The sequence below is a fragment of the Rhizobium sp. SG570 genome (assembly GCF_012275345.1).
GTDB classification, from domain to species: Bacteria; Pseudomonadota; Alphaproteobacteria; order Rhizobiales; family Rhizobiaceae; genus Rhizobium; species Rhizobium lusitanum.
Genome location: NZ_JAAZQI010000002.1, coordinates 440,841 through 464,755 on the forward strand (window position 1 = coordinate 440,841; position 23,915 = coordinate 464,755).

Consider the following 23,915-nt stretch of genomic DNA (forward strand, 5'->3'; position numbering starts at 1 on the left):
TCGAAGCCTGCGCTCAAGGGCAGGGTCTAATGAAGATTGGAAGAGGCGGCCGGGAAGCCATCCAGGTCGAGTACAACGCCTTCGGGCGCGTGGCAGATGTCCGCCGGGTTATGGTTGCACTCTTCCGCTGCGAAATGCAGGGCGGCAGCCTCGTTGCGGAATAGGCCGCCGACGAGGCCCTGCCGGTCCTGAACAATCCAGCTGCCGCGACGGTCACGGCCGACGATGAAGCGGGCCGGAGCCGGCAAGAGGGAGCTGTGAGCCGAGCGGCGTTGGATATACTGTGCGTTTGCCATGTGATTTTCCTCGTGGATCTCTTCGATTACACTCAATGCCCGGCCCAGTGCAGCAGCATCTGGAGGACGCCGGCGATGAGAAGGACAAGTCCGAGGCGCGGAGCGACGGCGTGAAGGCCGTCCAGCAACGCTTGTGAAGAGATGCGCCACCCGCTGGCTGCGAGGGTCGCAGCACGAGGGCGTTGGAGGGGATCGGCGGGTACGCCGGCATGCATAAAGCGTGACATCATAGTTCCTTTCCAGTGTCACCGGCACCTCTGGTCCGCTAAGACCGCTTCAGGTGCCACGCTGTTGAATCTATGGGTGAGCCGCTAGGATTTCCATTTGTCTGAAATGGCAAAAATATAAAAATCTCATAGGGATGGAGCGGTTTTACAATCCCAGCCGGAGGGCATGGCGGGACGCAAGCCGGCCGCTGCCGTCGAGCTGAAGCGGCGCGACCGCGGCCTGGATCGCCGCCGCGGTTTGACTTTCAACGCAGACCAGCGGCAGGCGTACGTCCGGTTCAAAGTCTCTCATGAGTGACAAGGCGTGCTTGACCGTTGCGGGCTCGCTCTCCTGTCTCAGCGCGTTGAACAGCGGCCGCAAACGATCATCGATTGACCGGGCGGCGGCCAGGTGGCCGCCGGCGGCTGAATGCTGCATGGAACGGAAGAGCCGGGGTACGATATTGGCGGCGTTGGAAAAACAGCCATGACCGCCCGCAATCGTAAAGGCGAGCGCGCTTGTGTCGCTGGATGTGTAGAAACCGAACCATTCCGGCAGCAGAGGGCACCAAAGATCCAGGCGCGTGATATCGCCACTGCCATCAGCAATCCCTATGATGCCGGGAATTTCGGCCAACCGGGCGATCGTCGTCGGAGCGAGATCGATTGCGGTATGGGATGGCTGGTTATGGACGATAAGCGGCAGGTCGGTGCGCGCCACAACCTGCTCGAAGTGGTGAAGGACACCCTTCTGCGTCGGCTTCGAATAGTAGGGCACCGTCACGAGGGCGGCGCCGGCGCCGAGCCGCTGTGCCTGCAGCGTCTCTTCCACGGTCGTCGCCGTGTCATTCGTGCCCGTCGCAACGATGACGGGCGTCCTAGCCTCTGAAAGCTCGACGCAGGTTTCTATGATGCGCACCCGTTCGGCATCGGTCAGCGTCGGCCCTTCGCCCGTCAGCGAGCAGGCGAGCAGCCCATCGACGCCGCTCAGCAATTGCCATTCGACATGTGCCGTCAGATTGACGGTATCGAGCGTACCGTCGCGAAATGGTGTGACGAGAGCGGTGATCGCACCGCCGATGCGCCTCTGCAAGCTCGGCCTGCCCATGGTCGTGGCGCCTCAGAGATAGTGAAGCACGATGAAGAGCTCCAGGCCGCCGAGCAGCAGCCCGAAGGCGAACATCGCCTGAAAGGTGCGCTTCTCGCGAACCTGGCGATTGCGAAGCCGGCGTCCGGGCTGGGTCTTTGCTGTTGAAGCTGACGGAGCGACGCGATGGTGTCTCTCGTCGCTGTCGTGAACGAGAACGCGGATGGATTCCGTCAGGCTGGGTGCGTGTGTGTCGAGCATGGCATAGGCCTCCATATTTCGACGCAAGCATAGTGCCGGGCAGCATAGGAAATCCATTCGCAGCGGGAGGCGAAGAAGTAAGGGAGATATAAAGAGCCGCGTTGCCGGGGCCTCAGCGGATATCGCGAAACTCTGTATCCGTTGAGGAATACGGCCGGCGAGACCCGCCGGCGAACCGCTATCCGGCCGCCTGCAGGTTCTTTCGGTCCAGCTGCGTCACCAATGCAAGGATCGTTGCTGAAGTCGGCGTCGGCACGCCCGTCAGCTTGCCGAGCGTGACGACGACGCCGACGAGGGGTGTGATTTCCAGTGCCTTGCCGGCAAGCAGATCCTGCAGCATCGAGGTGCGCACAGGCCCGATCTGGCGCGAGCGCTCGAGACGTTCTTCGACCGACATCGCTATGCGCGATCCCAAAGCACCGGCAACAGCCTTCACCTCGCTCATCACCTGGCCGACCATCGCGGAAAGAGCCGGATCGTCCATGATGTCGGACATCAACCCCCGCGTCAGCGCGCTGATCGGATTGAAGGCGGCGTTGCCCATCAGCTTGCTCCAGATGTCGTCGCGAATGTGCGCCGAAATGGAGATGTTGATGCCCGCCTTCTGCAGCAGCGCTGCGATGGCCTCTAGGTCCGCGGTCGTCTCGCCGGACGGTTCCCCGAGAATGAAGTGGCCGTTATTGCTGAGCTTGATCTCGCCGGGGCTGATGACCTCAGCGCCCTGATAGGCAACGCAGCCGATAATGCGCTCGGGGCCGATCAGCCGCCAGAGATCGCCGTTCGGATCCAGTTCCTCCATCTGGTGCTCGGCATGGCCGCTCTGCCGGTCCCGGTGAAAATACCACCACGGCACGCCGTTCAGGATCATCACGATGCGCGTGCCGGCATGCAGGAGCTTGGCGATGCCGGGAGCTGCCGCGCCGAGCTGGTGCCCCTTAAGCCCGGTGATGACGAGATCCTGCGGCGGCAGATCGCCCGCATCGTCGGTAGCCGTCATCCGGGCGACGAGGGGGCGATCCGCATCGGCCTCCCAAAGGCGTATGCCGCCAGCGCGAATGCCGTCCAGATGTGCTCCGCGCGCGATAACGGAGATGTGTACCTGCTCCTCTTGTGAGGAGGCCAGCTTTGCCGCAATAGCACCGCCAAGCGCGCCCGCGCCATAGATGCAGATGGTCTTGGGAGGGGAGGAAATCATGGCGTAGTGCTCCGAGTCGATCACGGTTGCTGCAAGGTAGGTCATATCAGCGATTTGGCGAATGGTTTATTAGTTCAGGCGCAATTGGAATTGAAATTCGTCGGGCCTTCATTCACATTACAGCCTTGTGGAAATTTCACCATTTCTTTGAACGGCTTGCTCGAGCTTGACTGAAACCAATCCGGCAAGGGACCACAGTTTCGGCTTGTCCCGCCAGTATTGGCTGATGCGGATTTCATGAACACAAATATGTTTTCGCTGCATACATTTGGTGGTTTGAAGCTTCTGGACAGTGATGGCCGCGAGATCGCGTTTCCTGAGAAGGGCCTGTTGATTCTGGCCTATCTGATGGTGGGGCCGGCGGAGCGCGCGCCGCGCAGCGCAATAGCCGAGCTTTTGTGGGGGCAGGACGATAACGGCAATGCCAAGGTCAATCTGCGCAAGCTGGTTTCGAGAATAAGAAGCCGCCAGGGCGAGCTGGGCAGGGCGTTTCTCCGGTTCAGCGAAACCGCCATCGAGCTTGAGCCGCCGCGACTGGCTTCCGATATTTCGCTTCTGGACGCTGATCGGGCCGATCCGGTTTTTACAAAGCTGAAACTGCTGTTGGAAACGCTCGAAGCGGAGTTCCTAGGCGGGATCAATTGCCAGAGCCCGATCTTCTTCCATTGGCGTGAGGCGCAGACGCATCGCCACGCGCAGGTGCTGAAGGAAACTTTGATGGTGGCCGCCGCACAGGCCAGCACGAAGGACGAGATCGCTCTGGTGAAAGAGGCCGCACTCCTGGTTTTTGGTGCCGATCCGGAGGATCCGGATATCCGGCGCATTCTGCTGCGGATATTCGACGCGGCCGGGGAGGTCGAGCACTTCAGGCGCATTTTCGAACGACGCGGCGCGCTGCTGGCGTCATTTTCGCGGTCGGAGGATAAGTCACCCACCCATGGTCAAAGTGCCGCCGGCTCGGCGGAAGGATCTGTGGATGCCGGGCAGAAGATAGGGATACCGCTGCGGATATTGCGTCCCTCCGACACACAAACCAGCGCTTATGACGCGTCGTCCCTCATGGACGACATCACCATAGGCTTCTGCGCGCTGAATAGCCTGGAGGCGAATGATCGCTGCACCGCTATCCGGATTGGCCGGCGAGACGAGGATGCGGCCTCCGGTCAGCAAGACCGGTCTTATGTTCTGCACATGCGTCTAAGCACGCAGAACCACAACACCCTGCTATTTTCACAGCTTGTCGAAACTGCCAGCAACGAGATCGTCTGGGCGGACCGCCTCAGCCTTGAGCAATCTCCCCACGAACAACAGAGGCAGAAGATCGCGCGTCATATCGTGTTGTCGCTGACGGGGCAGATCGAACGTCGGGAAATGATGCGGGCTCATTTCGACAGAAGTCCAGCGGCCTATCAACGCTATCTCTCCGGTCGACGCTACCTTGGTCGCTTGTCGCTGCCGAATCTGCAGAAGGCGCGAGCGGAGCTCGAGGCTGCATTGCGGAGTGGCGATCATTTCGCCCCTGCCTTGAGCTCCATCGCCCGCACCTATTCCAGGCAATGGTTGTTGACCTCGGGCGGGGATGCAGCCCTGCTGAAGGAGGCTGAAGGCTATGCCATGCGGGCGATTGCGGCGCGGCGCGACATCGCGGACGGCTATCGCGAGTTCGGCGTTGCGAAAACCTTCCAGGGCGCGAGTGACGAAAGCCTCGAAGCGCTGGAATTGGCCGAGGCCTTGAACCCGAACCATGCCGGCATCATTGCCGACCAGGCGGAGGCGCTGATCTATTCGTCACGGCCGGATCTGGCCCTGCAAAAGATCGAAACTGCCATTGCGCTTCATCCGCTGAGCCCCGATTCCTATTTCTGGATCGCCTCGGCGGCCAGCTATATGCTCGGCAGCTTCGAGGCCGCCCTGGGCTATATCGACCGGATGGCGGATGCCCGCCTGGCGGCCAGGATTTCGGCAGCGAGCTGGGCGATGCTCGGTGATAAGGAAAGGGCGGGTTTCTTCGTTCGGCGCGTTCATGACGCCAATCCCGGCTTCGATATCGACAAATGGCTTTCCGTGGTGCCGTTCAAGGAGCAATGGCAACACGACATCTATCGCGAGGGGCTGCGCAGAGCGGGCTTCTGGAAGAGCAGTTCAAATCCGGCCGGGGCGTAGTTCTTAAGGATATGCTGCCGTTCGAACCGCCAAGTCTGGTGCGGCCGGAACGGGCGTTTTCCGCTCACTGTTCCATCGGGCTAGTCTTTACCACAATCGCATCCTAACCTTGGCTAGATCGCTATGGACCGGGAACAACCGGTGCGGTATCGATCTATCGTTTGTCCTTTCTAAGTTGATGAATTCGCCGGGGAAGATCATTGCGTTTCGAAGCCTTAAACCGCCTTTGGGAAAGCGTTCGGGAGACCAGCCATGATTTCCGGGCCTCGACGGACGTCTTTCCCGTCGTCGATATCGACAAGCTCGGATCGACTCTCGACTTGAAAGAGAAAGGTGCCGCGGCGGGACGGTTGAACCGGCCAGGATCTGGCGCGCAATCATTCGACGAGACGGAGCAGCGGATCGTCACCTGGGTCGAAGCCGAGAAGAAGAGCTCCTATCAGGTCCTCGAGGATCAGCTCCAGACCTTCGACAGCCGCCTGCGAAATCTCGATTTCGAAGGACAGTTCGGGCTAATCCGCCAGGCGAACGCCTCGAGCCTATCGGATTTCAAGGCGGAGGTGGCAAGCGGCGTCGACGAGCTGCACGGCCTGCGCCGCAATCTGAAGACCGCCGAGGACGAAATGGTGGATTTCAAGGCCAGGCACAGGCTGCAGCGCGCGGCAAAGGTCTCCAGCAAGGCCGCCTGGGGCTTCAAGGTCGCGCTCATCATCTTTCTCGTTCTCATTGAAATGGTGATGAACGGCAGTTTCCTCGCCAAGGGGAGCGAGCAGGGCGTCGTCGGCGGCGTGACGGAAGCGGCTGCCTTCGCGTTTCTCAACATCGGCACGGCGCTGATGTTCTCTTTCTTCTGCGTCCGCTTCCTCCTGCATCGCTCCTATGCGCTGAAGCTGCTCGGCCTGCTCGGCCTCGTCGCCTATGTCGCCGTCGCCTTGGGGATCAACATCGCGCTGGCACATTACCGCGAGGTATCGGCCACCATTTTGAGCGGCGCCGGCGCCGAGGTGATACAGCGCTTGAAGAAGGCGCCGCTGGGGCTGCAGGAGCTGAACTCCTGGATGCTTTTCGCCGTCGGCCTGATGTTCTCGCTCGTGGCTTTTATCGACGGCTGCTATCTCACCGATCCCTATCCGGGTTTTGCCGGCGTGCAGAAACGCCTCGATGCGGCGAGAGACAATTATATCGACCGCAAGCTGGATCTGATCGACGACCTTCGCGAGATCCGCGACGAGCACAACAGCAAGATCGAGGAAATCATCCGCGACCTCTCGCTGCGCCGGCAGGAGACGGCTGCCATCATCGCCCATCGCGGCAGAACCGCCGGCCTTTTTGCCGAACACCAGAACCATCTCGAACGCGCCGCCAATGTGCTGCTCACCAGCTATCGCGATGCCAATAGGGCGGCACGCACCGAGCCGGAACCGCCCTATTTCGCATCCGCCTACAAAATGGAACGGTTGACGTCGGTGCTGCGCACAGAAGAAGAATGGGACGACAAGGTGCTTGGCGCGCGCATCCAGAGCGCACAGGCCGAGCTGTCGGAGCAGATCAAGCAGATTGGCGACGAATTCGAGAGCGCCATCGAGAAGTATCATAAGCTCGACAATCTTTTCCCGGAGAGCACCCTTGGCGCGACGCAAGCGGCGTAGTCGGCGCGGCGGCTCCGCCGGCCTCATCATCGCAACGGTTTGCCTTGCCGTCCTGTCTCTCGGGATCGTCGGCGCCTATGGCTGGCTGCGCTACAAGGCGAGCGGCAATGTCGCCGTCGACCAGGCGTCGCTCTGCCCGGTGGACGGACCGAAGGCCGAAACGGCGATCCTGCTCGATGTCACCGATCCGATCTCGGATACGACGGCGCTCGATCTGCGCAACCAGTTCCAGAAGATCGTCGCCGAAGTGCCGATCGGCGGCGCGGTCGATATCTACGCCCTGACGGAAAAGGAGGGCGAGCTCATCCAGACCTTCCACGGCTGCAATCCCGGAAGCGGGGCGAACGTCGACGAATGGACCAGCAATCCGCGCCTGGCGCAGGCGCGCTGGGAAAAGGGTTTCCAGAAGCCGCTTGCGGATATTGCCGGCAAGCTGAATGTTGGAGAATCCGGCATGCAATCGCCGATCATGGCGGCCATCCAGAAGATCAACCTGGAGGTCTTTGCCGGCGCGCCGGGCGGCATGCCGAAACGCCTGTTCGTCGCCTCCGATATGATCGAACACACGACAGCCTTCTCGAACTATCGTGATGGCGCTTCCTACCAAAAGTTCCTGCATAGCCCCGCCAACGATAGGTTCCGTACGTCACTGGACGGTGTCGCGGTCAAGATTCTTGCCTTTCAAAGGCCGAATATGAAGTTCAGCATGGAGGATCTCGCAAACTTCTGGGCGCAGTGGATCAAGGACAATAACGGCCATTTCGACGGGTTCGTGCGATTGGAGGGGATACGCTGATGGCCGGCACCGAGGCGAGATACGTCATTCGAGACTATGGACCGATGCTCCTCTTCGCATCGGTCACCATCGGCGGCATGATCTTCATCTGGTCGTCGAAGCTCATGGGCTGGTCGCTGCCGATCGTGACAGGCGTGCCGCTGCTGCTGATGGGCATCTACTTCGTGGTATCGCTGGCCTTCGCCGGATTTCGGCTGCACAACGAGCAGGCCGGCGACAATCTCTATTACATGGGTTTCCTCTTCACCCTGTCGAGCCTGGGCGTTTCGCTCTATCTCTTCGCCGGCGAAACATCGATCGAGACCATCGTCCGCAATTTCGGCATCGCCGTGACCTCGACGATCGCCGGTGTGACGCTGCGCATCCTCTTCAACCAGATGCGGCGCGACCCAATCGACATAGAGCGCAGCGTGCGCCACGAGCTTGCCGAGATGACCCGGCGGGTGCGCACCGAACTCGACTCCTCGTCGCGCGAGTTCTCCCACTATCGGCGGGTCAGCAATCAGATGCTCTCGGAAGGGTTCGAGGAGATCGCGCACCAGGCCGAGCGCAACGGCCAGGAGATCAGCAAGATCCTGGAGGTGCTGGCGAAGCAGGCGGTGACCCCGATCAACGATGCGGCGGCACAGCTGACGGCAACGACGTCGCAGCTCTCCGATATCATCGGCAAGTTCGGCACCACTGTCGAAAGCGTCGGCAAAAAGCTGGAGGAGATCCGGTCGCCTGAGGATGTTGTCCGCGCCGAGCTGGCGCCGGCGATTGTCGCCATCAAGGATATGTCCGAGGCGCAGCTGCAGCCGTTGCGCAATATCGAAGAAGCGCTCAATCGCATGGCGGAGGCGATGGGGCAAACGCCGTTGCCGAGGTTGAAAGCCGATGACGGCGGCACCGTATCGAAGGACGAAACCGTGCCACGAAAACGCTGGTGGCGCCTATGGTAACGGAAGCCTCGGACAGCAGGCCGAAACTGGAGCACAAGGGCTATAATCGTGGCCTCATCCTCGGTCTGACGATGGCCGAATCCATGCTGCTTCTGGTCTTCTGCCTGCTGCTCGTTGCCGCCGCCATGATCTCGGCGGAGAGAAACCGCCGCTACGAGGTCGAGCGCAAGCTGGGGAAAGCCGAGCAGCAGATCGTCTTGCTGGAGAAGAAGCGGGCCGAGCAGGCAGCGCAGATCGTGCAATTGCAATCGAAGCTCGTCTCCGGCGATCTCTCGGCAGCTGACAAGGCGGTCGTCGAGAAGCAATGGCGTGAGCTGGTGCTGGCGCGCGAGACGCTCGACAGCATAGCGAGCGAAGGTGCGACGTCAGCCGATCTGCAAGCGCTTTCCAAGGTTGCCGCTGTTTTGAAGGAACACGGCGTCTCGCTGACGGCCGCGCCCGATGAGGTCGACAAGCTGCTGGCCGGCAATGCAGGCGGGAAGGGTGCTCACGACTGGCCACCGATCATCAATCTCGACGATGCCAAGAAGAACTATTTCCAGTCCGGCAGCGCCGAGCTCACCAGCACTTTCGCGCGATTGCTGGACACGACGATCACCGACGAAATCGCCAGCAATCTGAGCCTCTATGGCGCCAATATCGTCGAAGTGATCGGCCACACGGACGAACAGCCGATAGCGCGCGAAAAATCCAATCTCGACGATACGCTGATCAGCGCGATGGACGGCAAGCTGCCGGTATCGGCTTTGCTGCCGGCCGATAATGCCGGGCTTGGGCTCGCCCGCGCCATCGCAGTCGCCAATGTTCTCAAGGCCAATCCCAAGCTGAAGGATGCCACCATCCTGCCGATGTCCGCAGCGCAATTGATCCTGCCCGGCGATACGATCACCTCAGGCCAGCGCGGCGCCGTGGAGTCGCGCCGCCGCATCGAGATCCGCGTGCGCGGCAGAACTGTGCCCGTTGCCGTCATCAATGCCGGAACCGCACTGCCTGCAGAGGTGCACTGACGCCGGCTTTGCAGGGGTGTCAGCTATGCAGGCCGGGCGCCTCATGGCCGGTGCGCGCCACATATTCCGTATAGCCGCCGCCATATTGGTGAACGCCCTCGGGCGTCAGTTCCAGCACGCGATTGGAGAGCGCTGCGAGGAAATGCCGGTCGTGCGAGACGAACAGCATGGTGCCTTCATATTGCGACAGTGCCTTGATGAGCATTTCCTTCGTGTCGAGATCCAGATGGTTCGTGGGCTCGTCCAGCACGAGGAGGTTCGGCGGGTTGAAGAGCATGATCGCCATGACGAGCCGCGCCTTCTCGCCACCCGACAGCACGCGGCATCTCTTCTCGACATCGTCGCCGGAGAAGCCGAAGCATCCGGCGAGTGCGCGTAGCGGCCCTTGGCCCGCCTGCGGGAAATCGTGTTCGAGCTGCTGAAACACTGTGCGCTCGCCATCGAGAAGATCCATGGCGTGCTGCGCGAAATAACCCATCTTGACGCTGGCGCCCAAGGCGACGCTGCCTTCGTCCGGCTGCGTCGAGCCTGCCACCAGCTTCAGCAGGGTGGACTTGCCGGCGCCGTTGATGCCCATGATGCACCAGCGCTCTTTACGCCGCACCATGAAATCAAGCCCTTCATAGATGATGCGGCTGCCGTATTTCTTATGGACGTTTTTCAGGTTGACCACGTCTTCGCCGGAGCGCGGCGCTGGCTGGAATTCGAAGGCGACCGTCTGTCGCCGTTTCGGCGGCTCGACGCGATCGATCTTCTCCAGCTTCTTCACGCGGCTCTGCACCTGCGACGCGTGCGAGGCGCGCGCCTTGAAGCGCTCGATGAACTTGATTTCCTTGGCAAGCATCGCCTGCTGGCGCTCGAACTGCGCCTGCTGCTGCTTCTCGTTCTGGGCGCGCTGCTGCTCATAGAACTCATAGTCGCCCGAATAGCTGGTGAGGTTGCCGCCATCGATTTCGATGATCTTGGTGACGATGCGGTTCATGAACTCGCGGTCGTGCGAGGTCATCAGCAATGCGCCCTCGTAGCCCTTCAGGAAGGACTCCAGCCAGATCAGGCTTTCGAGATCCAGATGGTTGCTCGGTTCGTCGAGCAACATGACGTCGGGGCGCATCAGGAGAATGCGGGCCAGCGCCACGCGCATCTTCCAGCCGCCCGAAAGCGCGCCGACATCGCCTTCCATCATTTCCTGGCTGAAGCTCAAGCCATCAAGCACTTCGCGGGCGCGGCCTTCCAGCGCATAGCCGTCAAGCTCCTCGTAGCGCGCCTGCACCTCGCCATAGCGTTCGATGATCCTGTCCATATCGTCGGCCTGATCGGGATCGACCATGGCTGCTTCGAGCTCGCGCAATTCTGCGGCGACAATGCTCACAGGCCCGGCTCCTTCCATTACTTCGGCGACGGCGCTGCGGCCTGCCATCTCGCCGACATCCTGGTTGAAGTAACCGATGGTCACGCCCTTATCGGCCGAGACTTGCCCCTCATCGGGCTGTTCCTGTCCGGTGATCATCCGAAAAAGCGTCGTCTTGCCGGCGCCATTGGGGCCGACGAGCCCGACACTCTCGCCGCGGTTGAGTGCTGCGGACGCCTCGATGAAGAGGATGCGATGGCTGTTCTGCTTGCTGATGTTTTCTATACGGATCATGTCTACGAGAGGCCCAAAGAATAAGTTTCGGGGCCTTATGCCACGGGTTGGCGGCTCTGTCGCAGGTTTTTAGCCATGTGATCGCAGGATGTGTGCCCGCGCAGCGGCTGCGTAATGAAATTCACGTCCGATCAACGATCCGCCAGCGACCTTCTCTACATCTCTGCGACGAATGGAGCTCCTGCGGGCGTACCATCTGCCGTAAACGGCGTGGTGCCCATGCAATACGACAGGACGAACCACAAGTTCTGGATATATGACGGCGGCTGAGGGTATCACCCTGAATTGACGTCATCCGGACGTGAAAGTGGCTGAGGGAAATATACAATAGGCCCCGCGACTTTCGTGCGGGGCCTATCAGACAACTAATTAAATCGAGGCGCTCAGCTGCAGCCGCTCGTCGCGCCACAAGTGTCGCACTTCTCGCAAGTCCCGTTCCGCACCATCGTGAAGTTCTGGCATTCCGTGCACATGTTGCCGGTGTAGCCCTGCATGATGGAGCGGGCGCGGCGTTCGGATTCGAGCTTCTTGGCTTCCGTCTTGGCTGCCGCTGCGTCGCTCGCAGCCTTGTCGGTGAAGAGGCCAGTGGATTCGGCGACTTCGCTGACAACTTCTTCCGCAATCTCTTCGGCCAGTTCCTTGGCGCGCTCCTCATAGTCGCGCTTGAAGGCGACGACTTCGGAGGTGGAGATGGCGGTCGCCGGTTCCAGCTTGCGCACCGTGTTGCCGGCAAAAGCCGTGACTGTCGCGAGCGAGGCGGCGCGTGCCGGGGCGGCTGTCGCCGCACCCTTCACCTCGGCTGCGGAGCGCTCGCCTGATGTTGGAACCAGCGTCGGCTTGTAGCCGCGAGTCAGGCCCTTGGAGAAGACATCGGCCTTGCCTTCCGATACGCCGCGGCCAAGTGCCGTGTTGTTGAAGTCGGACGTATCGACATGGGCGAGGTCGTGACGGCCGAGATAGGAGATGGCCAGTTCACGGAACACATAGTCGAGGATCGACGTGGCGTTCTTGATCGCGTCGTTGCCGGTGACGATGCCGGCCGGCTCGAACTTGGTGAAGGTGAAGGCGTCGACATATTCCTCGAGCGGCACGCCGTATTGCAGGCCGAGCGAGACCGAGATCGCGAAGTTGTTGATGAAGGCGCGCAGCGCCGAACCTTCCTTGTTCATGTCGAGGAAGATTTCGCCAAGGCGGCCGTCGTCATATTCGCCGGTGCGCAGGAAGATGGTATGTCCGCCGATCTTGGCCTTCTGGGTGTAGCCCTTGCGGCGACCCGGCAGCTTCTCCTGCGTGCGTATGACCTTTTCGATCACGCGCTCGACGATCTTCTCGGTGATGGTGACGGCCTGGGCGGCAGCCGGAGCCTGCAGGAATTCCTCCATCGCATCCTCGTCGCTGTCGTCCTCGATCAGCGAGGCGTTCAGCGGCTGGCTAAGCTTGGAGCCGTCGCGATAGAGCGCGTTCGCCTTGAGGCCGAGCTTCCAGGACAGCATGTATGCGTTCTTGCAATCCTCGACGGTTGCTTCGTTCGCCATGTTGATCGTCTTGGAGATGGCGCCGGAGATGAAGGGCTGGGCGGCCGCCATCATGCGGATATGGCTTTCGACCGAAAGGTAGCGCTTGCCGATCTTGCCGCAGGGATTGGCGCAATCGAAGACGGCGAGGTGCTCGTTCTTCAGGAACGGCGCGCCTTCGAGCGTCATCGCACCGCAGACATGGATGTTGGCGGCCTCGATGTCCTTCTTGGAGAAGCCGAGATGGTCAAGCAGGCTGAAGCTGATGTCGGCCATCTGCTCGTCGGAAACCTTCAGCGCGCCCTTCATGAAGTCGGCGCCGAGCGTCCACTGGTTGAAGACGAACTTGATGTCGAAGGCGCTCTTGAGGGCAGCGTTGACGGCGTCGATCTTCTCGTCTGTGAAGCCCTTGGCCTTCAGCGTCGAGGGGTTGACGGCCGGAGCCTGGTTCAGGTTGCCATGGCCGACGGCATAGGCCTCGATCTCGGCGAGCTGGCTTTCGGAATAGCCGAGTGCACGCAGCGCTTCCGGAACGGCACGGTTGATGATCTTGAAGTAGCCGCCGCCGGCGAGCTTCTTGAACTTCACCAGCGCGAAGTCGGGCTCGATGCCGGTCGTATCGCAATCCATGACGAGGCCGATCGTGCCGGTCGGCGCGATCACGGTTGCCTGGGCATTGCGGTAGCCATGCTTCTCGCCGAGTTCCAGCGCCTTGTCCCAGGCAGCCTTGGCATGGGCAACGAGATCCTTGTCCGGGTTCTCGGAGTGGATCAGCGCCACCGGATTGACCGACAGGCCCTCATAGCCTGAGGTCTCGCCGTAGGCGGCGCGACGGTGGTTGCGGATGACGCGCAGCATATTCTCGCGATTCGGCTTGAACATCGGGAATGTCCCGAGTTCGGAGGCCATTTCGGCCGAGGTCGCATAGGCGACGCCGGTCATGATCGCGGTCAGCGAGCCGGCGATGGCGCGGGCTTCGTCGCTATCATAGGGAATGCCCGACGACATCAGCAGTCCGCCGATGTTGGCGTAGCCGAGGCCGAGCGTGCGATATTCATAGGAAAGCTCGGCGATCCGGCGCGACGGGAACTGCGCCATCATCACGGAGACTTCGAGAACGACGGTCCAGAGGCGGACGGCATGTTCGTAATCGGCGATGTTGATGCGCTTCGTCGCCGCGTCCTTGAAGGTCATCAGGTTCAGCGAAGCAAGGTTGCAGGCGGTGTCGTCGAGGAACATGTATTCCGAGCACGGGTTGGATGCGCGGATCGGGCCGGCAGCCGGGCTGGTGTGCCAGTCGTTCATCGTCGTGTTGAAATGCAGGCCCGGGTCGGCCGATGCCCACGCGGCATAGGAGATCGATTCCCAGAGGTCGCGGGCCTTCAGCGTCTTGATGACCTTGCCGTCCTTGCGTGCCGTCAGGTTCCAGTCGCCATCGTTCTCGACGGCGCGCAGGAAGTCGTCCTTGATCGAGACCGAGTTGTTGGAGTTCTGGCCCGATACGGTGAGATAGGCTTCCGAATCCCAGTCGGTATCATAGGTCTTGAACTCGAGATCCTTGTAGCCCTGGCGAGCGAACTGGATGACGCGCTGGACGTAGTTTTCCGGAACCTGATCCTTCTTGGCGGCGCGGATTTCGCGCTTCAGGGCAGGGTTCTTGGCCGGATCGAAGCAATTGTCGTTGTCGCCTTCGCAATTGACCGTGGCCTTCATGATCGCCTTCAGGTGCTTGGCGACGATCTTCGAGCCGGTCACGAGAGCGGCAACCTTCTGCTCTTCCTTGACCTTCCAGTTGATGTATTCCTCGATATCCGGGTGGTCGATGTCGACGACGACCATCTTGGCGGCGCGGCGGGTCGTGCCGCCTGACTTGATGGCGCCTGCAGCGCGGTCGCCGATCTTCAAGAAGCTCATCAGGCCGGAGGAACGGCCGCCGCCGGACAGCTTTTCGCCTTCGCCGCGCAGCAGCGAGAAGTTCGAGCCGGTGCCGGAGCCGTATTTGAAGAGGCGGGCTTCGCGAACCCACAGGTCCATGATGCCGCCTTCGTTGACGAGGTCGTCCTCGACGGACTGGATGAAGCAGGCATGTGGCTGCGGATGCTCATAGGCCGACTTGGACTTGGTGATCTTGCCGGTAAAGGGGTCGACATAGAAGTGGCCCTGGCCGGGGCCGTCGATGCCGTAGGCCCAGTGCATGCCGGTGTTGAACCACTGCGGAGAGTTCGGCGCGACGCGCTGGGTGGCAAGCATATAAGCGAGCTCGTCCTGGAAAGCGGAGGCGTCTTCCTCGGACGAGAAATAGCCGCCCTTCCAGCCCCAGTAGGTCCAGGTGCCGGCCAGACGGTCGAAAACCTGGCGCGCGTCGGTTTCGGAGCCGGTCTGGCTCTCCTTTGGAAGGTCCTTCATGGCAGCTTCATCGGGCACGGAACGCCACAGGAATGAAGGAACGTCGTTTTCCTCGACTCGTTTCAGCTTGGCGGGCACGCCGGCCTTGCGGAAGTACTTCTGCGCCAGAATGTCGGCGGCAACCTGCGAGAACTGTGCGGGCACATCGATATTCTCGAGCCGGAACACGATCGAGCCGTCGGGGTTCTTGATCTCGCTGGTCGCTTTGCGGAATTCGATATCCGCGTAGGGTGACTGACCGGCCTTCGTAAAGCGACGTTCGATGCGCATGGTCCCAATCCTCGTTCGTTGGCGCGCCCATGAGAGAGCAGGGCGCAAAAATCCTAATCCGGCCTCGCGATTTCAACGCGCAGCCAGTCTTCAATCCGCTTTCTGACAGGAGGTGTCATCCGGAGATGCTCTCCTGTATCTTGTGGTGATGGTGGCTGTAAACACTAAATATAGTATTAACAGCTTATTGCCGCCAGTCCCCGCACACGTTTTTTGGCAGCATCGATATCGGCACAAAAACCCTCACGGCGGTCACCGATCATGGTGCATCGCCCTGAATCCAAATCCGATTTCGAGTTGAGGACCAGCCCTCGTAATTCCATCCGGTCCAGTCGCCGCCGCAACGTCGTCCATTAACTTTGAAAGACCCGTTTTCGTCAAGGGGTGGTTTGAAATGGATTGTTAACCACAATATCTTGTGGGCTTGGCTGTGGAAACTGGGGAAATGTCAGGAGATCAAAGGATTCAACAGCTTGGAGGCGGACGTTCGCCCATCGCTGGATCGGGGATGCGATGAAATCCATTGCTGCAGGGGTCAAACGCGACAATATTGTGACCGTGACCCTGAAACCATTGGCGACGAGGCAAAAGCATGCCGTGGTGTCTTATGATTCGCTGGGAAAGCCTTGAATCGCACATGTTCTCATCGTCTGGCCTCCACTAAATATAGTGGGCGCCGCAGCGCCCACCTCTATTACCACAGGTCGAGTCCCGCTTTTGTCCAGCGGACAGAATCATTGCTGATTCGCGCGGCTCGCGACGGAATTCAGCCGCGATGACCCTTGGCGATCGGCTCCTGATAGGTGAAGCCCATGTCCCAGGGGAAGTAGATCCAGGTGTCCTGACTTACCTCGGTGATGAAGGTGTCGATGGTCGGCACGCCCTTGGGCTTGGCGTAGACGCAGGCGAAATGCGCCTTCGGCAGCATGGCGCGGACTTCGACGGCCGTCTTGCCGGTATCGGTCAGATCGTCGATGACGAGGACTGCTTCGCCGCCGTCGACCGCCAGTTCCGGCGCAACGCCCTTGAGAAGGTTCATCTCCCCCTGGCTTGTGTAGTCGTGATAGGAGGCGACGCAGACGGTCTCTATCACGCGGATATTGAGTTCGCGCGAGATGATGGCGGCCGGTACGAGGCCGCCGCGGGTGATACAGACGATCGCCTTGAATTCGCGATTGAGGCCGGCAAGCCGCCAGGCAAGCGCGCGGGCATCGCGATGGAACTGATCCCAGGATACGGGAAAGGCTTTATCAGGAAGGGACATGGCAGCAGGCTCCGGGGCATGGAATAACGACGCGCCGGCGCTACCGGCGACCCTGAGCAGACCCCCGCGGCGGGCGCGGACCATGAACCAAATCCGGAACGCGATTCGCTTGATATCGACTTGAACAGGATTTCATCCAGAAAAGAGCGATATGCCTTTCGGGATCATGTTCCATGGACCGCGCGAACGGTTCCCTGACGGGAATTCTGTCATCGGTCGCTGCTTTCTGCTGGATTTGCGGTCAAAAGGCAATAGCCGCCATGCAGCGAAGCGGTGCAGTTTCCAGTGGAGAACCCTTCGGTTTAAGCTGCAAAGCCGATCAGCGGGCCAGAAGCGTCATCGCCGTCATGGATTGCAGCAATGTCCGCGTCGTGCCGCCGAAGATCATCTGCCAGAGCCAGGAATGCGTATAGGCGCCCATGACGAGCAGATCGATGCTGTTGTCGGCAAGGCGATTTTCGATGACTTGCGATGGCGTGGACTTGCCGGTGCAGGCCGCGGTTTCGAATTTGGCGCGAACGCCGTGACGCGTCAGCGCCGCCGCAATCTGAACGCCGCTTTCCTTCGAGGGGTGGGTCTCTCTCTCGGATGTGCTGACCGAAAGAATTTCCACGGAATCGGCCGCCTTCAGGAAAGGCAGGGCATCGAAGGTGGCGCGCGCCGCCTCCTTGGAGCCGTTCCAGGCGATCAGCACGCGACGCACGGGTTTCGGCGTGCGCAGGATATAGGGGATCAACAGTACCGGGCGGCCGCTATCGAACAGGAAGGTTTCGACATCGACCTGGTTGTCGGAATATTTCGCCGGGTCCGGTTGCACGGCAACCAGCAGGTCGGCGCTGCGGGCACTTTCGATCAAGGGCTCGGTGCCGTAGCCAACGGTGCTGGTAAAGCTGCGCCATTCATAGTCGAGGCCGGCCCCCTCCATTTTCGTGCGAAACAGCCGCTCGATTTCGACCGCCTGGCTATGGGCGACATCCTGAAGCGCCTGCACGGCGACGGGATCCGGGATTTCCATCGGCGCCACGAGCGGCACGGTCGAGATGATTTCCGCATGCAGGCCGACAATGTGGGCGCCATACTCCTTGGCGAACGCCGCCGCAAAATCGGCGGCGATGCGCGTGTTGTCGGGATTGTCGAGAACGGTCACCAGGGTTTTATAGGACATGACGTGATCTCCCATGCGGAGGGTTGGATCGCTTCATTATATCAGCATTCCGCATCGAAATAATGCGCTGAACCCGTTCCTGGTTCCCCGATAAAATGCACGCCATCGTTGAACGTCATGCCTGGGCGGACTGATTATCCTTGGCTTTCGACTGTCGGATAGCCTCGATCATCGCGCGCACTTCCCCCGCGACATTTTCAACCAGCTCGGCGGAGCGGGCTCTGACGACAATTTCGGTCGAGAAGGACTGGCCGACATAGCGCGGATAGGAGCCGATGCTGGTATCCGGATGGGCTTTCTGGATGATGCCGAGCGGCGTGCCGATCTCACCTTCGCCGTAAGGGCAGGCAATCGCCGTCGAAAGCATGCGCACGCCGGTCCGAAGCGTCGGTATGACATTGTCGAGCATCGCCTGGAAAACCTGCGGCACGCCGGCCATCACATAGACGTTCCCGATGTTGAAGCCCGGTGCTGTCGAGACCGGATTGGCGATGTGTTTCGATCCGACAGGCATGCGCGCCATGCGCTGGCGGGCCTCGGTGAATTCCATCTCGCGCTTGGCATACATCTCAGCCATCAGCCGCATGGCCTCGGCATCGTGCTCGCAGGGCACGCCGAACGCCTTGGCGATGGCGTCGGCGGTAATATCGTCATGGGTCGGGCCGATGCCGCCTGAGGTGAAGACATAATCATACGTGCCGCGCAAAGCATTCAGCGCCGATACGATGGCGTCTTCATCATCGGCGACGATACGAACCTCCTTCAGATCGATGCCGGCAAGCAGCAGGATATCGGCGAGATGGCCGATATTCCTGTCCTTCGTCCGGCCGGAGAGCAGCTCGTCGCCGATGGCCAGCATGGCGGCGGTGACAATGGTTTCGTTTGTCATGAAAACATCCGTGAAATTGCGCAGCGGCGCGTTCGCAAAAGGTTCGAAATAGGTAGCGCCGTTTTTCGCGAATGCAAACGGTCGTTTTCACGGTCCCGGGTAGTCGCCTTGAGGCCGCGCAAGTGAATTTTCGTCTATAGGGGATGAACAGTGCGTTCCGGGCATGGGGGCTGCGCGCCCGTCTCATCGCTGATAAAACTTGCTCCGATACTTAACGCGTCCAACAGACAGGAGACGTTCATGGCTAAGGTTCTGGTTCTTTATTATTCCGCTTACGGTCATATCGAGACGATGGCCTATGCCGTCGCGGAGGGCGCAAAGTCCGCCGGTGCCGAAGTCACCGTCAAGCGCGTGCCCGAACTGGTGCCGGAAGAGGTTGCAAAGGCCTCCTACTTCAAGGTCGACCAGGAAGCGCCGATCGCAACGCCGGACGAACTGGCCGAATATGATGCGATCATCGTCGGCGCCGGCACGCGTTTCGGCACGGTTGCCTCGCAGATGCGCAATTTCTGGGATCAGACCGGCGGCCTCTGGTTCGCCGGCAAGCTCGTCGGTAAGGTCGGCTCGGCCTTCACCTCGTCCGCCACCCAGCACGGTGGCCAGGAATCGACCATTCTCGGCTTCATCCCGACCTTTCTGCATCAGGGCATGGTTGTTGTCGGCCTTCCCTATGCCTTCCAGGGCCAGATGGGCACCGAGGAAGTCAAGGGCGGCTCGCCCTACGGCGCTTCCACCATCACCAATGGCGACGGCTCGCGTCAGCCTTCCGAAATCGAGCTGGAAGCGGCAAAGTTCCAGGGCGCCCATGTCGCCAAGATCGCGGCCAAGCTTTTCGCTTAGTTCGAGTTTTGTGCATTGAACAAAGGCGCGGCGAAAGCTGCGCCTTTTTCGTCGAGCATATAGGGGTTTATCTTTGGTGCGGACGACGGGGGTCGAACCCGTACAGCCAAAGGCCGAGGGATTTTAAGTCCCTTGCGTCTACCAGTTTCGCCACGTCCGCGTGTCTTTCCCCTTCAAGCACTTGAGCGATTCAGTCAAGGAAATGTTTTTGCAATGGCGGACCAACTTACATTGGTCCGCCGCCGCATAGGGATCATTCGGTGTCGATCAGCTTAGCGCCCCTTGAGAACGGCGACGAGCGCCGGGGTCACCTTTTTCTGCTGGAACATGGCTTTGAAATCGGCGTAGCTTATTCTTCCGGAAACTACGCCTGTCATCAGTCGCTGACAAAAGAGCCGCTTTGCTTCGCTTCTTTGCGATCTCACATAAAACGCGATTTGATCCAGCGTTTCCGGCGGTAGGTGCTGCGACATGCATTTGGCGATGACTTGCGCACGGGCGCTCGGGCTTTCCTTCATGATCGGGATGCTCTTCTCGAAGGTTTGCTCCTGCGATGTGCAGGAAGCCAGCGCGGCGAGGGTGAAAGCAATGGAAAGCAAGCGGATAGAGCGCATGATGATGGTCTCCCTTGGATGAGGCCGGGATAAGCATCTTTTGCGCGATTTTTCAACTGTAAATGGAATTATTAGGTGAGTTCTGCACTGTGCCTAACAAGCGAAGCCCGCCGGAGCCGACGGATCGGTTTTAGGGCGGGCCTCTAACCATCATCATGATGGCTGTGTCATATTGGACGCGGGGGGAGCTTGGCTGTCAACTCGGAGATTTAGGAGTTTCCGCAGTCAGGGGCATAAATAGTTAATGACTCGTCAGTGTGGCGAATCTCGCTATCACAGGTCCGAAAGCGCGATAAACAGGCTTTCTTTGCTCATCTTTCCTGTGTCATAGCGGGGGCGATTGAAGAAGGACGGATAGACCGTGGACAAACAGACTGTTCTCGAAGCCACCGAGGCCATGCGTGGTCTCTTCCCCGTAACGCCGCTGCAGCTGAACGAGCATCTTTCCGCTCGTTACGGCGCGGACATTTGGCTGAAGCGCGAGGATCTGACGCCGGTGCGCTCCTACAAGATCCGCGGCGCCTTCAATTTCTTCCGCAAGGTGATTGCCGAAGGAGGAACGGGAAAGACCTTCGTCTGCGCATCCGCCGGCAATCATGCTCAGGGCTTTGCCTTCGTCTGCCGGCATTTCGGCGTGCCGGGCGTGGTTTACATGCCTGTGACGACGCCGCAGCAGAAGATCGACAAGACCCGCATATTCGGCGGCGAATTCATCACCATCAAGCTCTTCGGCGATTTCTTCGACCAATGCTATCAGGCCGCGCGCGATCATGTCGAAAAGATCGATGGCGTCATGGTGCCGCCTTTCGATCATGTCGATATTATCGAGGGGCAGGCGACCGTCGCGGCCGAGATCGCCGAGCAACTGCCTGATGGCGTCGTGGCCGACCGCATTCTTCTGCCTGTCGGCGGCGGCGGTCTGGCCGCCGGCATCACCAGCTATTTTGCCGATCGGCTCGCCCGCGATGCCTTTGTCTTCGCCGAGCCCGCCGGCGCGCCGAGCCTCAGGCGCAGCATCGAGGCGGGGAAGGTGGTGACGCTGACCAAAGTCGACAATTTCGTCGATGGTGCCGCGGTCGGCCGTATCGGCGATCTGAACTTCGCCGCTTTGAAAGGGTTTGCTGCCGAACAGATCAAACTCATCGACGAAAACGCCATCTGCGTGACCATCACCGATATGCTGAACGTCGAAGGCGTCGTGCTGGAGCCCGCCGGCGCCTTGGCGATCACCGCGCTGGAGACCCTGGATCGTGAGAGCATCCGCGGCAAGACCATCGTCGCCGTCGTCTCCGGTGGCAATTTCGATTTCGAACGCCTGCCCGACGTCAAGGAGCGCGCCATGCGCTATGCCGGGCTGAAGAAATATTTCATCCTGCGTCTGGCGCAGCGCCCTGGCGCATTGAGGGATTTCCTCAACATGCTCGGGCCTGAAGATGATATCGCCCGCTTCGAATATCTGAAGAAGAGCGCCCGCAATTTCGGCTCTATCCTGATCGGCATCGAGACGAAGAATCCGGATAATTTCAAACAGCTTATCGCGAATTTCGAAAGTTCCGGCATGGGGTATGAAGACATCACCGAAAACGACATCCTGGCAAACCTGATCATTTGACTTTGCGACCCTGCAACCTTCATGCTAAAGGCGATCCATGGCTTCGTTCTTTTCAAATATCCTTTCGATCTTCACCGGCGGCGCGTCGCAGGCGGGCGCTGAAAAGTCTGCCAGCTCCACTGTCAGCGCCGAGCCCCAGGTGCATGCCGGCTGCACGATCTATGCCACGCCGCAGCGCGAGGGCAATCAGTTCCGGCTCATGGGCCGGATCGAGAAGGATGTGAACGGCGAGATCCTGGTGCGCAACTTCATCCGCGCCGATGTTTTCACCTCGTCGGACGATGCCGTGGAATCGACCTTCCGCAAGGCGCAGCAGATCATCGATCAGAACGGCGCATCGCTGTTCGGCGACGGCGAAAAGGTCCGACAAGTCTGATCTAGGCGCCGCGGCAATCTATCTTTCTCCAGAGAGATATTGAAGGCGAGGCGCTGCCTTAATCCAAAGTCGAAGCATGGCAAATGTACATGTCGCGGCAATCGGAATTCTGAGATGCGCCGTCGTATCCCTGAAAAGGAAAGGCCGCCTCGTGCTTTACGCTTCCGGCGGCCTTACTCATGATTTCGCGGCGCCAACCCGCACCGGGCGGGCGCCTGGCTAGATTCTTGGCTCAGGCCGTGCGGAATATCTTCGCGCCCGAGGGGGCGTTGACGGCGCCGCCATCGACCGTGATTTCGATCGCCGTGACGTTGGCGGAATCGTCCGATGCGAAATAGAGTGCGGCCTTGGCGATCTCATCGGCTTCGCTCATGCGGCCGAGCGGGCTCAGGCCGCCGAAACGGGCCTCCAGTGCGTCCATAGCTTCCGGCGTTGCTGCCCGCGAATTCCAGATCGGCGTCTTGGTCGCTCCCGGCGTGACCTGGTTGACGCGGATGCCGCGCGGAGCAAGCTCTGACGCCAGGTTGCGGGTCATGGCGCGAACGGCGCCCTTTGTGCCTGCATAGGCAGAATAGCCGGGAATGCCGAGCACGGCATGCACGGAGCCGTTCAGGATCACCGAACCACCATCGTTCAGATAGGGCAGCGCTGCCTGCACCGTGAAGAATACGCCGGTGAAATTGATGCGCACGATGGATTCGAACTGCTCGAGCGTGGTCTTGCCGAGCGCGGTCTCGCCGCCAATTCCGGCATTGGCGAAGACGATATCGAACTTGCCAAGTTTCTGTGCTGCCTCGGCGAAGGCCTTCTCCATCGCCGGGATGTCTGTCGTGTCGGCCTGCAGGGCCAGCACGTTGCCGCCAAGCTCCTCGGCGGCGGCTGCAAGGGTCTGCGGATTGCGGCCGGTGATGACGACCTTGGCACCTTCGGCGAGGAAGAGCCGGGCGGTGGCGAGGCCGATGCCGCTGTTCCCGCCGGTAACGAGGGCGACCTTGTTCTTGAGACGCATGTTCATAGCTCCTGTTGGCTTTTCTCACGATCTGGATTATGATCGTTCTCTATAAGGATTATGCTCGTAATCCATTTTGTCAAGGCTAAGCGGAAAGGATTCTCGATGGGCCGTTCGCAATTGGAAAAGCAGAAGACGCACGAACGCATCGTCGCGCTTGCCGCTAAGCGGCTGCGGGAGGAAGGATTGGACGGGATCGGCGTCGCCGATCTGATGAAGGAAGCCGGGCTGACCGTCGGCGGCTTTTATAAGCACTTTGCTTCCCGCGACGAGTTGGTGGCGGAAGCGGTGGAATCGGCCGTTGGATCCTGGCGGAAGCATCAAGAGGAAAAAGGCATCGATCCGGCAAGTATTCCGCTGGACGCCTACGTGGACAATTATCTCAGCGAGCGTCATCGGGATCATTGCGGCGAGGGTTGCGCCTATGCCGCCCTGACGGCAGATATGGCCCGCAGCGGCGACGCCGTCCGCACGATCGCGACGGAAGGGCTGCGGAAGAATTTCGAAGCGATGACCGCGCGCATGCCTGAGCCGGAAACACGCGAAGCGCGACAGAAGGCGATCATCGCATCCTGCCTCATGACCGGCGCGCTGGGGCTAGCGCGGGTGGCCAACGACGAGGCATTTTCGAAAGAAATTCTGGAGACCGTAAGGCAGTTCGTGAAGGATCTGCCGAACGGCGGGACAAAATAGAAAGGCGGCCGGCAAATGCC

21 protein-coding genes and 1 tRNA gene are annotated in these 23,915 nt (G+C 60.3%); 9 read left to right on the plus strand and 13 right to left on the minus strand.

The genetic code is table 11. The features are described 5' to 3' along the window. Positions 1-26: 26 nt before the first annotated feature. The 5 genes from FHT28_RS05945 to FHT28_RS05965 form a co-directional block, all read right to left on the minus strand. Complete coding sequence (locus FHT28_RS05945; RefSeq protein ID WP_037199938.1) at positions 27-296, minus strand: hypothetical protein; 270 nt, start codon at positions 294-296, stop codon at positions 27-29. 32 nt (positions 297-328) lie between these two features. Beyond that, the gene (locus FHT28_RS05950; RefSeq protein ID WP_037199937.1) at positions 329-526 is read right to left on the minus strand and encodes a hypothetical protein; all 198 of its coding nucleotides are present in this window, start codon (positions 524-526) and stop codon (positions 329-331) included. Between the two features lie 142 nt (positions 527-668). Then, positions 669-1,610 carry a 4-hydroxy-tetrahydrodipicolinate synthase gene (dapA, locus tag FHT28_RS05955; RefSeq protein ID WP_168595773.1) on the minus strand — a complete coding sequence of 314 codons (942 nt, stop codon included), beginning with the start codon at positions 1,608-1,610 and terminating at the stop codon, positions 669-671. 12 nt (positions 1,611-1,622) lie between these two features. Further along, positions 1,623-1,850, minus strand: coding sequence for a hypothetical protein (locus FHT28_RS05960; protein ID WP_168595611.1), 228 nt, complete (start codon positions 1,848-1,850; stop codon positions 1,623-1,625). Positions 1,851-2,028: 178 nt separating this feature from the next. After that, on the minus strand, positions 2,029-3,045 hold the full coding sequence (locus FHT28_RS05965; protein ID WP_168595774.1) for a 2-dehydropantoate 2-reductase: 1,017 nt from the start codon (positions 3,043-3,045) through the stop codon (positions 2,029-2,031). Positions 3,046-3,282: 237 nt separating this feature from the next. Between FHT28_RS05965 and FHT28_RS05970 the strand changes: the two genes are divergently transcribed. The 5 genes from FHT28_RS05970 to FHT28_RS05990 all read left to right on the plus strand — a co-directional run bounded on the left by FHT28_RS05970 (position 3,283) and on the right by FHT28_RS05990 (position 9,601). After that, positions 3,283-5,208, plus strand: a complete 1,926-nt coding sequence (locus FHT28_RS05970; RefSeq protein WP_168595775.1) for a hypothetical protein — start codon at positions 3,283-3,285, stop codon at positions 5,206-5,208. Between the two features lie 200 nt (positions 5,209-5,408). Beyond that, complete coding sequence (locus FHT28_RS05975; protein ID WP_168595776.1) at positions 5,409-6,857, plus strand: hypothetical protein; 1,449 nt, start codon at positions 5,409-5,411, stop codon at positions 6,855-6,857. Next, positions 6,835-7,653, plus strand: coding sequence for a hypothetical protein (locus FHT28_RS05980; protein WP_168595777.1), 819 nt, complete (start codon positions 6,835-6,837; stop codon positions 7,651-7,653). Before FHT28_RS05975 ends, FHT28_RS05980 begins: the two co-directional genes overlap by 23 nt. Beyond that, positions 7,653-8,594 carry a methyl-accepting chemotaxis protein gene (locus FHT28_RS05985; protein ID WP_168595778.1) on the plus strand — a complete coding sequence of 314 codons (942 nt, stop codon included), beginning with the start codon at positions 7,653-7,655 and terminating at the stop codon, positions 8,592-8,594. Before FHT28_RS05980 ends, FHT28_RS05985 begins: the two co-directional genes overlap by 1 nt. After that, positions 8,588-9,601 carry an OmpA family protein gene (locus FHT28_RS05990; protein WP_168595779.1) on the plus strand — a complete coding sequence of 338 codons (1,014 nt, stop codon included), beginning with the start codon at positions 8,588-8,590 and terminating at the stop codon, positions 9,599-9,601. The genes FHT28_RS05985 and FHT28_RS05990 overlap by 7 nt, the downstream gene beginning before the upstream one ends. 19 nt (positions 9,602-9,620) lie before the next feature. On the opposite strand, the gene FHT28_RS05995 is transcribed toward FHT28_RS05990, so the two are convergent. The 5 genes from FHT28_RS05995 to FHT28_RS06015 form a co-directional block, all read right to left on the minus strand. Beyond that, the gene (locus tag FHT28_RS05995) at positions 9,621-11,243 is read right to left on the minus strand and encodes an ABC-F family ATP-binding cassette domain-containing protein (RefSeq protein ID WP_037199927.1); all 1,623 of its coding nucleotides are present in this window, start codon (positions 11,241-11,243) and stop codon (positions 9,621-9,623) included. Positions 11,244-11,626: 383 nt separating this feature from the next. Next, the gene (locus FHT28_RS06000) at positions 11,627-15,433 is read right to left on the minus strand and encodes a vitamin B12-dependent ribonucleotide reductase (protein ID WP_168595780.1); all 3,807 of its coding nucleotides are present in this window, start codon (positions 15,431-15,433) and stop codon (positions 11,627-11,629) included. A 766-nt stretch (positions 15,434-16,199) separates the two neighbouring features. Next, a complete protein-coding gene (gpt, locus tag FHT28_RS06005; RefSeq protein ID WP_037199984.1) occupies positions 16,200-16,697 on the minus strand; it encodes a xanthine phosphoribosyltransferase in 498 nt (165 codons plus the stop codon). Between the two features lie 319 nt (positions 16,698-17,016). Next, the gene (locus tag FHT28_RS06010; RefSeq protein ID WP_047557873.1) at positions 17,017-17,862 is read right to left on the minus strand and encodes a universal stress protein; all 846 of its coding nucleotides are present in this window, start codon (positions 17,860-17,862) and stop codon (positions 17,017-17,019) included. A gap of 115 nt (positions 17,863-17,977) precedes the next feature. Continuing rightward, positions 17,978-18,751: a competence/damage-inducible protein A gene (locus tag FHT28_RS06015; protein ID WP_168595781.1), complete on the minus strand. Its 774-nt coding sequence runs from the start codon at positions 18,749-18,751 to the stop codon at positions 17,978-17,980. Positions 18,752-18,991: 240 nt separating this feature from the next. Here FHT28_RS06015 and wrbA point away from each other — a divergent pair, with 240 nt between their 5' ends. Then, positions 18,992-19,591 (plus strand): NAD(P)H:quinone oxidoreductase type IV, encoded by a 600-nt coding sequence (gene wrbA, locus FHT28_RS06020; RefSeq protein ID WP_037199918.1) that lies wholly within the window; start codon positions 18,992-18,994, stop codon positions 19,589-19,591. A 74-nt stretch (positions 19,592-19,665) separates the two neighbouring features. On the opposite strand, the gene FHT28_RS06025 is transcribed toward wrbA, so the two are convergent. Both FHT28_RS06025 and FHT28_RS06030 read right to left on the minus strand, forming a co-directional pair. Next, positions 19,666-19,751, minus strand: a tRNA-Leu gene (locus FHT28_RS06025). A gap of 112 nt (positions 19,752-19,863) precedes the next feature. Beyond that, positions 19,864-20,205 (minus strand): hypothetical protein, encoded by a 342-nt coding sequence (locus FHT28_RS06030; RefSeq protein WP_168595782.1) that lies wholly within the window; start codon positions 20,203-20,205, stop codon positions 19,864-19,866. A gap of 361 nt (positions 20,206-20,566) precedes the next feature. Between FHT28_RS06030 and ilvA the strand changes: the two genes are divergently transcribed. Beyond that, positions 20,567-21,817 carry a threonine ammonia-lyase gene (gene ilvA / locus FHT28_RS06035; RefSeq protein WP_168595783.1) on the plus strand — a complete coding sequence of 417 codons (1,251 nt, stop codon included), beginning with the start codon at positions 20,567-20,569 and terminating at the stop codon, positions 21,815-21,817. 37 nt (positions 21,818-21,854) lie between these two features. After that, positions 21,855-22,193, plus strand: coding sequence for an HlyU family transcriptional regulator (locus FHT28_RS06040; RefSeq protein ID WP_037199911.1), 339 nt, complete (start codon positions 21,855-21,857; stop codon positions 22,191-22,193). Positions 22,194-22,425: 232 nt separating this feature from the next. Here FHT28_RS06040 and FHT28_RS06045 read toward each other — a convergent pair whose 3' ends face one another. Next, a complete protein-coding gene (locus FHT28_RS06045; RefSeq protein WP_037199981.1) occupies positions 22,426-23,202 on the minus strand; it encodes an SDR family oxidoreductase in 777 nt (258 codons plus the stop codon). A 105-nt stretch (positions 23,203-23,307) separates the two neighbouring features. Here FHT28_RS06045 and FHT28_RS06050 point away from each other — a divergent pair, with 105 nt between their 5' ends. After that, positions 23,308-23,895 (plus strand): TetR/AcrR family transcriptional regulator, encoded by a 588-nt coding sequence (locus FHT28_RS06050; protein ID WP_168595784.1) that lies wholly within the window; start codon positions 23,308-23,310, stop codon positions 23,893-23,895. The last annotated feature ends 20 nt before the right edge of the window (positions 23,896-23,915 follow it).